The organism is Cellulomonas persica (assembly GCF_007989825.1).
Taxonomy (GTDB): Bacteria; Actinomycetota; Actinomycetes; order Actinomycetales; family Cellulomonadaceae; genus Cellulomonas; species Cellulomonas persica.
Genome location: NZ_BJUA01000002.1, coordinates 288,658 through 301,622 on the forward strand (window position 1 = coordinate 288,658; position 12,965 = coordinate 301,622).

The following is a 12,965-nucleotide window of genomic DNA, read 5'->3' on the forward strand; positions in this document are numbered from 1 at the left end:
GGACGTGTGCGCGTCCGCGCGGTGGTCCGCCTCGCTGGGACGACTCGCGCCGCCGGTCCGGCCCGAGCTCACTTCGACGCCGACGCCTTCCGGGCCGCCCCCGACGCCGCGCGCGCGGCCTGCTTCTCGGTGTGCGCCGCGGCCGTGCTCAGCGCCCCGCCGGACGACTCGAGGTGCGCACGCACGAACCAGTGGAACAGCTCGAGCTCGTGCAGGTGGCCGACGAGCAGGTCGTTCGTCACGGCGTCGAGCTCCTCGGTGTCCTCGGCGGCCTTGCGGTGCGCCGTGATCACGCCGACGTACACCTCGTCGAGCGCGCCCAGGTGCTCGTCCGTGGACGCGCGCCCGATGCTGTAGTCGTCCCACGTGCGGTTCTTGACGAGCGCGCCCGGCGTGCCGACGGGCGCCACCCCGAGCGTCGCGATGCGCTCGGCGGTCGCGTCGACCATCGCCCGCACCGCGTCGACCTGCGGGTCGATCATCTCGTGCACCGCGATGAAGTGCGGGCCGACGACGTTCCAGTGGATGTGCTTGAGCGTGAGGGCGAGGTCGTTCAGCGCGTCGAGCCGCTCCTGCAGGATCGCGGCGACCTGAGCGCCCTCCTCGGGTGTCAGGGAAGGGACGGTGTACTTCGGCAGGTCCTTGCGTGCCATGTCGCACTCCTCGTCTGGTCGTCACCACGTCTCGTCCCCGGTCGTGACCGGGCCGTCGGCCCTGGCCGGCAGCCCCCTGACCGGGGACTCCACGCTGCCGCACCCACGCGCGCCACGCCAACGCTGCGGCGCGCCTGCGCGGACCTGGGACGGACCTCGCACACGAACGTCACATGCGCGGTACGTCACGTGCGCGGTCATCCTGCCAAGTCGGGCACGGGATCGCCCGCACCGTCCGCGAACGGGTCCCCGCGCGCCTCGAGACGCCGTGCCACGTCCTGCGGGCCGAGCTGCGTCAGGTCGGGTCCGACCTCCTCCCACCACCGCGGCGCGGCGACCCGCGGCTCGTGCCGCCCGCGCAGCGAGTAGGGCGTGATGGTCGTCTTCGCCGGGTGGTTCTGCGACCAGTCCAGCAGGACCTTGTTGGCGCGCACGTCCTTGCGCATGACCGCGACGACCAGCTGGGGGTGTGCCTTGGCGAGCGCGTGCGCGAGGTCGCGGGCGTACTGGCGCACCTCGACCGCGGGCGGTCGCCGGGGCAGCGGCGCGTAGAGCTGCATGCCCTTGCTGCCCGACGTCACGGGCACGGTCGTGGTGAGCCCGTCGTCGGCGAGCCGCTGCGCGACGAGGTGCGCCACACGCGCGCACTCGGCGAGCCCGGCACCGGGGCCGGGGTCGAGGTCCACGACGAGACGGTCCGCCCCGCGCAGCGCGCCGCGCCGGGAGACCGACCACTGCGGCGTGTGCAGCTCGAGCGCCCCGGCGTTCGTGGCCCAGACCAGTCCGGCGAGGTCGTCGAGGAACGGCAGGTCGAGCTCGGTGCCCTCGTCGTCGTTGCCGGGCGCGGCGGGGATCACGCGGTGCCGCAGCCACGACGGCGCGCCGCGAGGCACGTTCTTCTCGAAGAACGGCTGTCCGTCCACGCCGTCGGGGAACCGGATGCGCGTGACCGGACGGTCCTCGAGCTGGCGCAGCAGCGCGGGCGCGACGCGGACGACGTAGTCGATGAGCTCGGCCTTCGTCGTCCCCGTCGAGGGGTACAGCACCTTGTCGAGGTGCGAGACGCGCACGGGCACGCCGCCGACGTCGACGGTCTGCTTCTCGGGGCTCATGGCGTCTCCCAGGGGTCGGGGCCGGTGTCGTCGCGCATGCCGCCGACGACGGGCTGCCGCAGCCGGCCCTGCGGTGAGCGGGTCAGGTAGCGCACCTGCACGACGACGGTCGGCTCGCACCAGTGCGTGCCACGCACGTCCGGCGGGGGGACCGTCTCGCTGAACGGGCTCGTCGAGCGCGGTGCGGCCGCCAGGGCGTCCTGCAGGCGCCGGGCCGACGTGCCGGTCAGGCCGCTGCCGGCCCGGCCGAGGTACCGCAGGCCGCCGTCGGCGGCGGGCGCGCCCAGCAGCACCGCGCCGAGGCGCCCGCTTCCGCCGGTCTCGTCCCGCCACCCGCCGACGAGCGCGGCGCGGCTGCGGTGGTGCGCAGCCTTGACCCAGTCGGACGAGCGGACGCCGGGCCGGTAGGTGGACGAGCGCCGCTTGGCGACCACGCCCTCCAGACCGTGCTCGCGCGTGACCGCCCACAGCTGCTCCCCGTCGTCGTACACGGGGGAGGGCGCCACGTGGTCGGGCAGGTGCAGCGCGGCGAGCACCGCGCGTCGCTCGTCGTACGGGCGGCCCGTCAGGTCCGTTCCCGCCGCGCGCAGGACGTCGAAGACGAGGAACGTCACCGGCCTGACCCGCGCGAGCTCGGCCGCACGCCGCGGGTCGCGCACGTGCATGCGCTCGGCGATGGCCGCGAACGACGGGATGCCGCCGTCCATCGCGACGACCTCGCCGTCGAGCAGGACGTCGTCGAGCCCCGCGAGGCCGGCGAGCTCGGGGTACGCGACCGTGATCTCGTTCTCCGCCCGGCTCCACAGCCGCACCGCGCCCGCGCGCACGTCGGCGAGCGCGCGCACGCCGTCCCACTTCACCTCGAACGCCCACTGCGCACCGCGCGGCAAGGTCCGGTCGCGCGCGGGGGTGGCCAGCATCGGGTGCACGGGTCCATCCTGCCGAGAACGGTCGCGCAGGTCGCGGCAGGCGCCCGAGCTGCAGGACACCCGACCAGCTCGGGCGACCTCGGTCGCACGTTGCCAGGGCGCGGCAGGCGCGTCGCTGGCAGGCTGGGGTGCAGGTTCGAGAGACGGAGGCGCACGATGCGGGCGATCTGGAAGGGCGCGGTCGCGTTCGGTCTCGTGAACGTTCCGGTGCGGCTGTACGCCGCCACGGGCGAGCACGAGGTCACGCTGCACCAGGTGCACGCCGCCGACGGCGGGCGCATCCGCTACCGCAAGGTCTGCAGCGTGGACGGCGAGCCCGTGACGATGGACGAGATCGCCAAGGGCTACGAGACCGCCGACGGGGAGCTCGTCGTGCTGACCGACCAGGACTTCCAGCGGCTCCCGCTCGCCACGGAGCGCGAGATCGAGGTCCTCGAGTTCGTGCCGGCGGACCAGGTGGACCCGATCCTGCTCGGCAAGACGTACTACCTCGAGCCCGACAAGACCGCGGCCAAGCCGTACGCACTGCTGCGCGGCGCGCTCGAGGAGGCCGACCGGATGGCGGTCGTCAAGGTCGCGCTGCGGCAGCGCGAGTCGATGGCGGTCCTGCGCGTGCGCGGGAAGGTGATCTGCCTGCAGACCCTCCTGTGGCCCGACGAGGTGCGTGCCGCGGACTTCCCGATCCTCGACGCGGACGTGACCGTCAAGCCGGCCGAGCTCGCGATGGCGCAGTCGCTGGTCGACTCGCTCGCCTCCGACTTCGACCCGTCGCAGTTCGAGGACCGCTACGAGGCCGCGCTGACCGAGCTGATCGAGGCGAAGGTCTCGTCGGGCGACACGCAGTCCGTGCCGCAGCCCGCGGGCGAGGAGGGGGCCGAGGGCGGGGGCGAGGTCGTCGACCTGCTCGCCGCGCTCCAGCGCAGCGTCGAGAAAGCACGCACCGCGCGCGGCGAGGCACCCGCCGAGGACGACGAGAAGCCCGCAGCCAAGCGCCGCCGCACGAGGTCCACCGAGGGCGCCACGGACGACGCGGAGGACGACGCCGCGGACGACAAGCCCAAGCCGCGCGCGAAGAAGGCGAAGGCGAAGGCCAAGGCCTCGTGAGCGCCGCCGCACGGGGCGGCGTGAGCGACGCCACGCGTCGCGACGAGGCGGTGGCGACGCTGCGCCGCATCGCCTTCCTCCTCGAACGCGCGCAGGCCACCTCCTACCGCAGCGAGGCGTTTCGCACCGCGGCCCACGTGGTCGAGCAGCAGCCGCCCGCGCGCGTCGCGACGCTCGTGGCCACGGGCGGGCTCACGGAGCTGGCATCCGTCGGGGCGCGGACGGCCGGCGTCGTCGAACTGGTCTGGCGCGGCAAGCCGGTGCCGTACCTGCTCGAGCTCGAGGACGCGCTCGTGGGCGCGGTGGCCGAGCAGGAGAAGGCCGCGGGCGACGACGTGGAGCGGGCGCGCGAGCTGCACGCCGCGCTGCGGGGCGACCTGCACGCACACTCGGAGGCGAGCGACGGGGGCGCGTCGATCCAGGAGATGCTGCTCGCGGCGCTCGAGATCGGGCACGAGTACCAGGCCATCACGGACCACTCGCCGCGGCTGACGGTCGCCAACGGCCTGTCGGCGGCGCGGCTGCGCGCGCAGCTGCAGCAGGTCGCCGCCCTCAACGTCGCGGTCGCGCCGTTCCGCGTGCTGACCGGGATCGAGGTCGACATCCTCGACGACGGCACCCTGGACCAGGACCCGACGCTGCTCGACGAGCTCGACGTCGTCGTCGCGTCGGTGCACTCGAAGCTCGCGATGGACCGGGCCGCGATGACGCGCCGCATGCTGACGGCGGTCCGTGACCCCCGCACCGACGTGCTCGGTCACTGCACCGGACGCCGGGTGCTAGGACGCCGGCGTGCCCAGAGCGAGTTCGACGCCCGTGCCGTGTTCAGCGCGTGCGCGGAGCGCGGCGTGGCGGTGGAGATCAACTGCCGCCCCGACCGTCTCGACCCGCCGCACGACCTGCTCGCGCTCGCCGCCGAGCTCGGCTGCGACTTCGCGATCGACACCGACGCGCACGCCCCGGGCCAGCTCGACTGGCAGCTCACGGGATGCGTGCGCGCCGCACGGCACGGCATCGAGGCGACCCGCGTCATCAACACGTGGCCCGTCGAACGCCTGCTCGAGCGCACGCACGCGTGACGAAAGTCGCACGCCACGCGCCTCCACCTGCGCGGGAGCGCTTCGGCGTGCGGCTAGGGTCACCCCTGCGGCTGCCGAGTCCGGAGCCGCCAGGACCAGACAGGAGTCGAACTCTCGTGAGCCTCAACCGCACCGAGCTCGTCCAGGCCGTCGCCGGCAAGGCCGGCCTGACCGCCGCCGACACCGACAAGGTGATCCGCGCCTTCCAGGACGTCCTCGTCGAGCAGCTCGCCGCCGGCGAGACCGTCACGATCCCCGGCTTCCTCGCAGTCGGCCGCGCCGAGCGCGCCGCGCGTACGGGCATCAACCCGCAGACCGGCGAGAAGCTCGAGATCCCCGCGGGCTACCGCGTGAAGCTGACCGCGGGCAGCACGCTCAAGCGCGCCGTCCAGGGCTGATCACCCGCGAAGGCCCGGCCCCGACGGGGTCGGGCCTTCGCCGTGCCCGCCCGCGGTGCGGCTGTCCGCGTCGTCGTCGGCACCGTCGGTGGGCACGTCACGCGACGACGTGCGGCTCTCCAGCACGCGCGGCAGACCCCACCAGAAGCCCGCCAGGACGACGAGGGCGGACGCGCCGACGACGATGCCCGCCGTCCGGTCCAGCACCACGTCGAACACGAACCCCGCGCTGCCCGCGATCGTGAGCCCGAGCACCGCCAGACCCCACCGGGCGAGCGAGTTCCCCGACGAGACGAGCTCGGGCTTCATGCGCTTGCGGAACAGGACGCGGTGCAGGCTCACCGGCGCGACGATCAGCGCGGTCGCGAGGATCGCCAGCAGCACCAGGACCAGGTAGAGGTCCTGCTGGTATGCGTCGAGGTCGCTGAACCGCTGCTGGAAGGGGATGGTCAGCAGGAAGCCCGTGAGGATCTGCGCACCGGTCTGCGTGACGCGCAACTCCTGCAGGAGCTCGTCCCAGTTGCGGTCCATGCGCTCGGTGTACGTCTCACGTCGGTCGGCCGCACGGGCGGCGTGGTGCTCCGGCACGTCTCCTCCTGGGGGGTCGGCCTGGATCATCCCGCAGCGCGATGCGCTGCGCGCGGCGAGGCCGAGCACGTGCCGGCACGGGGGAGACTGTGCACGTGACCTCCTTGCACGACACCACGCACCGCGACTTCGCCTCCGACAACTACGCCGGCGCCCATCCCGAGGTGATGGCCGCCCTGGCCGCGGCCAACGGCGGGCACCAGACCTCGTACGGCGAGGACGCGTGGACCGCGCGCCTGCAGGAGGTCGTCCGAGGGCTCTTCGGCGAGCAGGCCGAGGCGTTCCCCGTCTTCAACGGCACGGGCGCCAACGTGCTCAGCCTCCAGGCCGTCCTGCCACCGTGGGGCGCGGTCGTCTGCACGACCGACGCCCACATCCACACCGACGAGAACGGCGCGCCCGAACGCGTCGCCGGGCTCAAGCTCCTGCCGGTCCCGTCGCCCGGCGGCAAGCTCACGCCCGAGCTGCTCGACCGCGAGGCGTGGGGTTTCGGCGACGAGCACCGCGCGCAGCCGGGCGTCGTCTCGCTCACCGAGTCGACGGAGGTCGGCACCGTCTACACGCCGGACGAGATCCGCGCGGTCGCGGAGCACGCGCACGAGCTCGGGCTGCGCGTGCACGTCGACGGCGCGCGCCTCGCGAACGCCGCCGCGTCCCTCGGCGTCCCCCTGCGCGCGCTCACCACGGACGTGGGCGTCGACGTCGTCTCCCTGGGCGGCACCAAGAACGGCCTGCTGTTCGCCGAGGCCGTCGTGGTCCTCGCGCCCGAGGCGGTCACCGGACTGGCGTACCTGCGCAAGATGGACATGCAGCTCGCGTCCAAGATGCGCTTCCTGTCCGCGCAGCTCGTCGCGCTGTACGAGGGCGACCTGTGGCTGCGGTCGGCGGCGCACGCGAACGCGATGGCCGCGCGGCTGGCCGAGGGTCTGACGGCGGCGGGCGTCGAGCTGCTGCACCCGGCGCAGGCGAACGGCGTCTTCGCGCGCCTGTCGCCCGCGGTGGCCGACGAGCTGCGCCGGCGGTGGCGGTTCTACGACTGGAACCACGGCACCGTGCGGCTCATGTGCGCGTTCGACACCACCGAGCAGGACGTCGACGACTTCCTCGCCGCGACCCGTGAGGCGCTCGCCGCGCGCGGCTGAGCTCCGTTCACGAGCGCACGCCTGCCTCGGCGGTGGTTGACGCCGGTGGTGGGGGATCGGCACCACCCACCACCGGCGTCCGTTCAGGGTGCGCTCACGCGGTCTGGCACGTGGCGCCGTTGAGCGTGAACGCGGTCGGGCTCGCGGTGGAACCCGAGTGCGTCCCGTTGAAGCCCACGTCGATCGAGGCACCCGGTGCCAGCGTGCCGTTCCAGGCGACGTTCGTCGCCGTCACGGACTGGCCGGTCTGCGTCCACGTCGCGCTCCACCCCTGCTGGAGCGACTGCCCGCCGGGGAGGGTGAACCCGAGGGTCCACCCCGACAGCGTGGACGTCCCGGTGTTCTTGACCTTGACGTTGACCGACATCCCCGAGCTCCACGTGCTCGCCTGGTAGGTGACCGTGCAGCTGCCCGCCGGGACCGGCGTCGGCGTGCTGGTGGCCGTGGGGGTAGGGGTGGGGGTCGGCGTCGCGGTGGGCGTCGCCGTCGCGGTCGGCGTGGGTGTCGGGGTCACCGGCGGCGGGTTGCTGCCGAGGTCGCCGAGCGACTTGCCCGTCGTGCTGTTCGCACCGCCGAGCGGGACCTGGTGGTCCAGGCTCACGAACTTGCCGCCGTCCTGCCACAGCGAGGGCTTGAGCAGCGCGTACTTCGCGGAGTCCCAGGTCTTCCAGTCGTCCAGCAGGAGACCGCCGGTGTCACCCGAGTTGGGGTTGAGCGACCAGAAGGTGTGCGAGATCTTCCGCTCGATCATCAGGTCGCGCAGCGCGGTCAGCCAGCGGTCCTGGCGCTCGTCCTGACCGACGCGCCCGCCCCACTCGCCGACGAGCAGCGGCGCGATGCCCTGCTTGTGGATGAAGAGCCAGTTGGGGTCCCACACGTCGGCCTCGAGCGTCGCCTTCGTGAACGGCTTCTGGAACCACGACTGCTCGTAGACCAGGGGTCCGTAGTCGTGCGGGGAGTAGACGAGCTGGTCCTGGTTCGCGCCCAGGTCGACCGGGTGGTCCGTGACGCCGCGCAGGTTCCCGCCCCACCAGGTGTTGTAGTACTCCTTCTCGTTGGTCGAGGACCACGAGACGCCCTCCTTCGGGTACGTCTCGATGCCCTCGCACAGGATCAGGACCTCGGGGTTGATCGCGAGGATCCGACGACCTGCGGTCTGGCACACGTTCTTGAAGTTGTCCTGGTCCGTCGAGGAGTCCCACTTCGCACGGGGCGAGGAGTTCGCCGTGCCGTGCGGCTCGTTCTTGATGTCCATCGCGACGATGGTGTCGTTGTTCTTGTAGCGGGCCGTGACCCACTCCCACGCGGTGTAGAAGTCCTCGGTGGTGATCGTGCCCTTCCACCACACGGGGACGAAGTGCCCGGCGTTGTCCGCCTCGGCGCTGTGCACGTCGAGCATGACCTTGAGCCCGTACTTCTCGGACAGCTCGAGGAACCGGTCGAACACCTGCAGGCTCGTCTTGCCCGTGAGCTCGGGGTTGACGTAGGTGTTCACGCCCGACGAGACGGCGGCCTGGCCGGACTTCCACTCGAGCAGGAGCTGCGTCGAGATCGGCACACGCACGATGTTGATGCCGTGGTCCGCCATCGACTTCGTGGTGTCCTCGAGGTTGACCGACCAGAGCCCGTGGAAGACGCGCTCGGTCGCGTTGAAGCCGAACCAGTTGGCTCCCGTGAGCCAGACCTCGGTGCCGGCCTTGTCGACGATCTTGTTGCCCTGGACGTGCAGCCAGTCCTCGCCGGCAGCCTGCGCGGGGGCTGCGGCGACGGCGAGCGGCGCACCGAGCGCCGCGACGGTGGCGAGGCCGGCGATCACGCGGGAACGCAGCGTGCGGCGGCGGGGGTGAGGGAGTGCGGACACGGTTCTCCTCGTCGAGAGGTGGGGGGAGGGCGACGCCGCGGGCGGCCGTGCCGGAGCACGACCGCCCGCGGACGAGGTCACCCGACGGTGCAGGTGGCGCCGTTGAGCGTGAACGACGTCGGGGCCGTGTTGGTCCCCGAGTGCGAGGCGTTGAAGCCGATGTCGACCACGCCGCCCGGTGCGATCGAGCCGTTCCACGCCGCGTTCTTGGCGGTGACCGTCGACCCGGACTGCGTCCAGTCGGCGCTCCAGCCCTGCGTGACCTGCTGGCCGCTCGGGAAGGTGAACGACAGCGTCCAGCCGGACAGGGCCGACGTCCCGGTGTTCTTCACCTTGACGTTGGCCGACAGGCCGTTGTTCCAGCTGCTGGCCTGGTACGTCACCTGGCACGAGCCACCGGTCTGCGACGACTGCGTGGTCGCGGTGACCGCGGAGGACTGCGCCGAGGCGTTGCCTGCCACGTCCCGGGCCCGCACGGAGAACGAGTACGCCGTGGCCGGGTTCAGACCGGTGACGGTGTAGCTCGTCGTCGTCGGCGACGCGATGCGCGTGCTGCCCTGGTACACGTCGTAGCCGGCCACGCCGGAGCCGCCGGTGTTGTCCGTCGAGGCGTTCCACGACAGCGCCACGCTCGTGGTCGTGACCGTGCCGACCGTCAGGCCCGTGGGCACCGACGGTGCGGTCGTGTCGGAGACGGAGCCGGACTCGGTCGTCGCCGAGACCGCGCTGGACGCGGCCGAGACGTTGCCCGCGACGTCCTTGGCCCGGACGGTGAACGAGTACGCCGTGGCGGGCGACAGACCGGTCGCGGTGAAGCTCGTCGTCGTCGGCGAACCGATCAGCGTCGTGCCGCGGTACACGTCGTACCCGGCCACACCCGAACCGCCGGTGTTGTCCGTCGAGGCGTTCCACGACAGCGCCACGCTCGTGCTCGTGACCGTGCCGACCGTCAGGCCCGTGGGCACCGACGGTGCGGTCGTGTCGGAGACGGAGCCGGACTCGGTCGTCGCCGAGACCGCGCTGGACGCGGCCGAGACGTTGCCCGCGACGTCCTTGGCACGCACGGAGAACGAGTACGCCGTGGCCGGGGTCAGCCCGGTCGCCGTGTAGCTCGTCGTGGTGGACGACCCGATCCGCGTCGTGCCCTGGTAGACGTCGTAGCCGGCCACGCCGGAGCCGCCCGAGTTGTCGGTCGAGGCGTTCCAGGACAGGGCGACGCTCGTGCTCGTGACCGTGCCGGTCTTCAGACCCGTCGGCACCGACGGAGCGGTGGTGTCGGTCGGAGTCGTGCCGTCACCGCTGATCACGGGGTGGGCGTTCTTGACGAGGGTCACGAACTGGTCCTCGAACCACTGGCCGGCGAGCGGCGCGTTGGGCGTGGCACCCGTGAGGTTGTTGTTCAGCTTCGGCGAGACGAACGTCGGGTCGCACATGCGGTCGAACCGCTTGCCCTGGTCGTTCGGGATGTCGCTCGAGGCACCGTCCGACTCGCCCGGGGGCTTGATCCAGACGAACGCGTCGAGGTACGACGACGAGTAGCCCGAGGGCGACGCCTTCGGGAGCTCGCCGATGCCCGCGCCGAGCGGGTTGCACCACGCGCCGCGGTGCACGCGACGGTCGACGCGCGACTCGTTGACGTACGTCTCGAGGCTCGTGCTCGACGAGACCTTCGTCGGACGGTCCGGGCCGCCCCAGCCGTTGCGCGAGGTGTCGATGAGCATGCCGAGGCTCGTCGGGAAGCCCTCGGCGACGAGCAGACGGTGCATGTGCGCCGTGAAGTCGACCTCGTCGAGGTCGTTGTTCCACTCGTAGAACTTGCTCGAGCGGACCGGGTTGCCACCGACGTTCAGCGTCGGGTCGGTGAGGAAGGGCTCCTCGAGGGGCGTCGTGTTCGCGACGTCGGAGACGAAGCCCGTGATCGAGGCGAAGCCGGCGTTCGTCGTCTTGGCGACCTCGGCGAAGATCTTCGCCGACGGGCCCGCGTTCGAGTCCCAGCCGAGCCAGCCCGAGTGGCCGATGTCGATGTAGTTGTAGACGTTGCCCAGCGCGTACAGCTCGTCGAGCGCGTACTTGACGCCCTGGCGGTAGTAGGGCGCCGCCTGCTGGCACGTCGACTCGCTGATGTTGGTGATGAGGTTCGGCAGCGAGTCCGGCTCGATCGTCGCGGAGATCCGCAGGTTCGAGTACTCCGGCTGGCCGAGCAGGTCGACGATCGGGTCGATGTACTCGCTCTTGTAGCGCGCGAGGCCCGCGTCCGTGGCGGGCAGCTCGCCGTTCGACGCGAGCGCGTAGCAGTCACGTCCCGGCAGGTTGTAGATGACCAGGTTGAAGACGAGCGGCTTGCCGGCCGCCTCCTGCTGCTCCACCGCGTTGTCGAGGTGGAACTTCAGCCCGTTGCCGTCGGCGTTGCCGGTGATCGCGCTGATGCGGTCCATCCAGACGGCCGTCGGCTGCTTGGCGACGGTCCGCATCTTCGCGGCGAGGGTCGCGTCGCTCTGCTTCGCGGCCGAGGCCAGCACGGAGGCCGACCAGGTCGGGTTCACGTACTGGACGGCACCCGCGTACGGGTTGTCGACGCGCGCTTCCGCCGCGGTCGCCGTCGGCAGGAACGCCATGGAGAGGGGGAGTGCTGCGAGTGCCACCGTGGTGGCGACTCCGACGGCACGACGCCGTCGGGTCGTTGCGCGGGGTCCGTGTCGGGACACGTGGTCCTCCGAGGAGTCGAACGGCACGCCCGCGCGACAGTGTGCGGACGTCGGCCGCCGGTAGTCGTCGGCGACCGGGACCAGCGGACCATGCAAGCGCTCCCAAGAGGAGCGGCCTAATCGATTCGCCGATGCACCTGGCGTCCGGAAGCGGTTCCGCGGAGACGTCGTCCGACCGCCGCCGAGCGCGCCGGACGGCGAGCGGAGCGCGGCGTCAGTGCGCCTGAGGTGACGTGCTGCCGCGCACGGCGAGCGCCCCGACCGCGAGCGGGACACGCACCGGAGGATCGCCCGCGGCCGCGTCGAGCGTGCCCGTGACCGCGCGCGCGAGCGCCTCGCCGAGGTCCGTGGCCAGCGACGGCAGGCTCGTGAGCGCGGGCGTCGCCAGACGGCACAGGACGCTGTCGGCACCCGCCACCACGGAGACGTCCCACGGCACGACGAGGCCCGTGCGCCGGGCGACGTCGAGGGCGGCGAGCGCCATGACGTCGGTGGCCAGGACGACCGCGGTCGGGCGCACGGCCTGGGTCAGCAGGCGCCTCGTCGCACCCGCGGCACCCTCGACGGTCCCGTCGGTCGGCACGATCTCGAGTGCGACCGTGCCGTCCTGCGTCGCCGCACGCAGCCCGCGCTCGCACGCGGCGGTCCGCAGGCGGTCGGTCGGGTCGGCCACCAGCGCGATCCGCACGTGGCCGAGGCTCGCGAGGTACCGCGCGACCCGGGCGTACGCGTCCTCGTCGTCGACCTCGACCGCCGCGAGACCGGGCGCCACCTCCGTCGGACCGACCACCACGGGGCGCAGCCCGGCGTCCGTCGCGACGCGCAGCCGGACGTCGTCGTCCCGCACCTCGGGCACCACGACGACGTCGCACCGCCGTTCCGCTCCCCACCGCCGGTACAGCTCGGCTGCCGCCGCCACGTCGGCGACGACGCGCAGGTCGACGCCGAGCCCGCGCGGCAGCAGCTCGCGCTGGAACGCCGCGACGACGTCCAGCACGGGTGCGCCGTGCAGCGTCTCGCCGGCGACCACCGCGAGGCCGACGGCCTGGGCACCGGCGCGCATCGAGCGGGCGGCCGGGTTGGGTCGCCAGCCGAGCTCGTCCGCGACGCGCAGGACGCGTTCTCGGGTCGCGACGGAGACGCCGCGTCGGTCGTTGAGCGCGTACGACACGACGGCGGTCGAGACCCCCGCCACTCGTGCCACGTCGGCGATGGTCGGTCGTCGCCCCGCCCGGGGGGCTGCTTCAGATGCCACGATCACCTAGTCTGTCGCCCGATGCGGACGAATCGCATCATCTCGGCTCCGATGATGTGGACGGGGTGACCAGTGACGGCAGCGACACCTGGGCGACGGGGCCCACTTCCTGGACCTGCCCGCCGCACCGTCGGCGTGC

At 72.5% G+C, this 12,965-nt stretch carries 11 protein-coding genes; 4 read left to right on the forward strand and 7 right to left on the reverse strand.

The features are described 5' to 3' along the window. Positions 1 to 68: 68 nt before the first annotated feature. The 3 genes from CPE01_RS03120 to ligD (CPE01_RS03130) all read right to left on the reverse strand — a co-directional run bounded on the left by CPE01_RS03120 (position 69) and on the right by ligD (CPE01_RS03130) (position 2,685). Positions 69 to 653, reverse strand: a complete 585-nt coding sequence (locus tag CPE01_RS03120) for a Dps family protein (protein ID WP_146805175.1) — start codon at positions 651 to 653, stop codon at positions 69 to 71. 197 nt (positions 654 to 850) lie between these two features. After that, positions 851 to 1,765 (reverse strand): non-homologous end-joining DNA ligase, encoded by a 915-nt coding sequence (gene ligD, locus CPE01_RS03125; RefSeq protein ID WP_146805176.1) that lies wholly within the window; start codon positions 1,763 to 1,765, stop codon positions 851 to 853. Continuing rightward, positions 1,762 to 2,685 carry a non-homologous end-joining DNA ligase gene (gene ligD / locus CPE01_RS03130; protein WP_146805267.1) on the reverse strand — a complete coding sequence of 308 codons (924 nt, stop codon included), beginning with the start codon at positions 2,683 to 2,685 and terminating at the stop codon, positions 1,762 to 1,764. The genes ligD (CPE01_RS03125) and ligD (CPE01_RS03130) overlap by 4 nt, the downstream gene beginning before the upstream one ends. Positions 2,686 to 2,850: 165 nt before the next feature. Between ligD (CPE01_RS03130) and ku the strand changes: the two genes are divergently transcribed. The 3 genes from ku to CPE01_RS03145 all read left to right on the forward strand — a co-directional run bounded on the left by ku (position 2,851) and on the right by CPE01_RS03145 (position 5,275). Then, positions 2,851 to 3,798: a non-homologous end joining protein Ku gene (gene ku, locus CPE01_RS03135; RefSeq protein WP_146805177.1), complete on the forward strand. Its 948-nt coding sequence runs from the start codon at positions 2,851 to 2,853 to the stop codon at positions 3,796 to 3,798. Between the two features lie 20 nt (positions 3,799 to 3,818). Next, the gene (locus CPE01_RS03140; RefSeq protein ID WP_146805178.1) at positions 3,819 to 4,877 is read left to right on the forward strand and encodes a PHP domain-containing protein; all 1,059 of its coding nucleotides are present in this window, start codon (positions 3,819 to 3,821) and stop codon (positions 4,875 to 4,877) included. A 116-nt stretch (positions 4,878 to 4,993) separates the two neighbouring features. After that, on the forward strand, positions 4,994 to 5,275 hold the full coding sequence (locus tag CPE01_RS03145) for an HU family DNA-binding protein (RefSeq protein ID WP_146805179.1): 282 nt from the start codon (positions 4,994 to 4,996) through the stop codon (positions 5,273 to 5,275). Here the strand turns inward: CPE01_RS03145 and CPE01_RS03150 are convergent, their stop codons facing one another. Further along, positions 5,276 to 5,863 carry a DUF6328 family protein gene (locus CPE01_RS03150; RefSeq protein ID WP_281285093.1) on the reverse strand — a complete coding sequence of 196 codons (588 nt, stop codon included), beginning with the start codon at positions 5,861 to 5,863 and terminating at the stop codon, positions 5,276 to 5,278. A 41-nt stretch (positions 5,864 to 5,904) separates the two neighbouring features. Between CPE01_RS03150 and CPE01_RS03155 the strand changes: the two genes are divergently transcribed. After that, positions 5,905 to 7,005: a threonine aldolase family protein gene (locus tag CPE01_RS03155; protein ID WP_146805180.1), complete on the forward strand. Its 1,101-nt coding sequence runs from the start codon at positions 5,905 to 5,907 to the stop codon at positions 7,003 to 7,005. A 94-nt stretch (positions 7,006 to 7,099) separates the two neighbouring features. Here the strand turns inward: CPE01_RS03155 and CPE01_RS03160 are convergent, their stop codons facing one another. The 3 genes from CPE01_RS03160 to CPE01_RS03170 form a co-directional block, all read right to left on the reverse strand. Continuing rightward, positions 7,100 to 8,866, reverse strand: a complete 1,767-nt coding sequence (locus CPE01_RS03160; protein WP_246783693.1) for a cellulase family glycosylhydrolase — start codon at positions 8,864 to 8,866, stop codon at positions 7,100 to 7,102. A gap of 77 nt (positions 8,867 to 8,943) precedes the next feature. Next, positions 8,944 to 11,571: a glycoside hydrolase family 6 protein gene (locus CPE01_RS03165; RefSeq protein ID WP_146805181.1), complete on the reverse strand. Its 2,628-nt coding sequence runs from the start codon at positions 11,569 to 11,571 to the stop codon at positions 8,944 to 8,946. Between the two features lie 214 nt (positions 11,572 to 11,785). Beyond that, the gene (locus CPE01_RS03170; protein WP_246783694.1) at positions 11,786 to 12,775 is read right to left on the reverse strand and encodes a LacI family DNA-binding transcriptional regulator; all 990 of its coding nucleotides are present in this window, start codon (positions 12,773 to 12,775) and stop codon (positions 11,786 to 11,788) included. Positions 12,776 to 12,965: the final 190 nt, after the last annotated feature.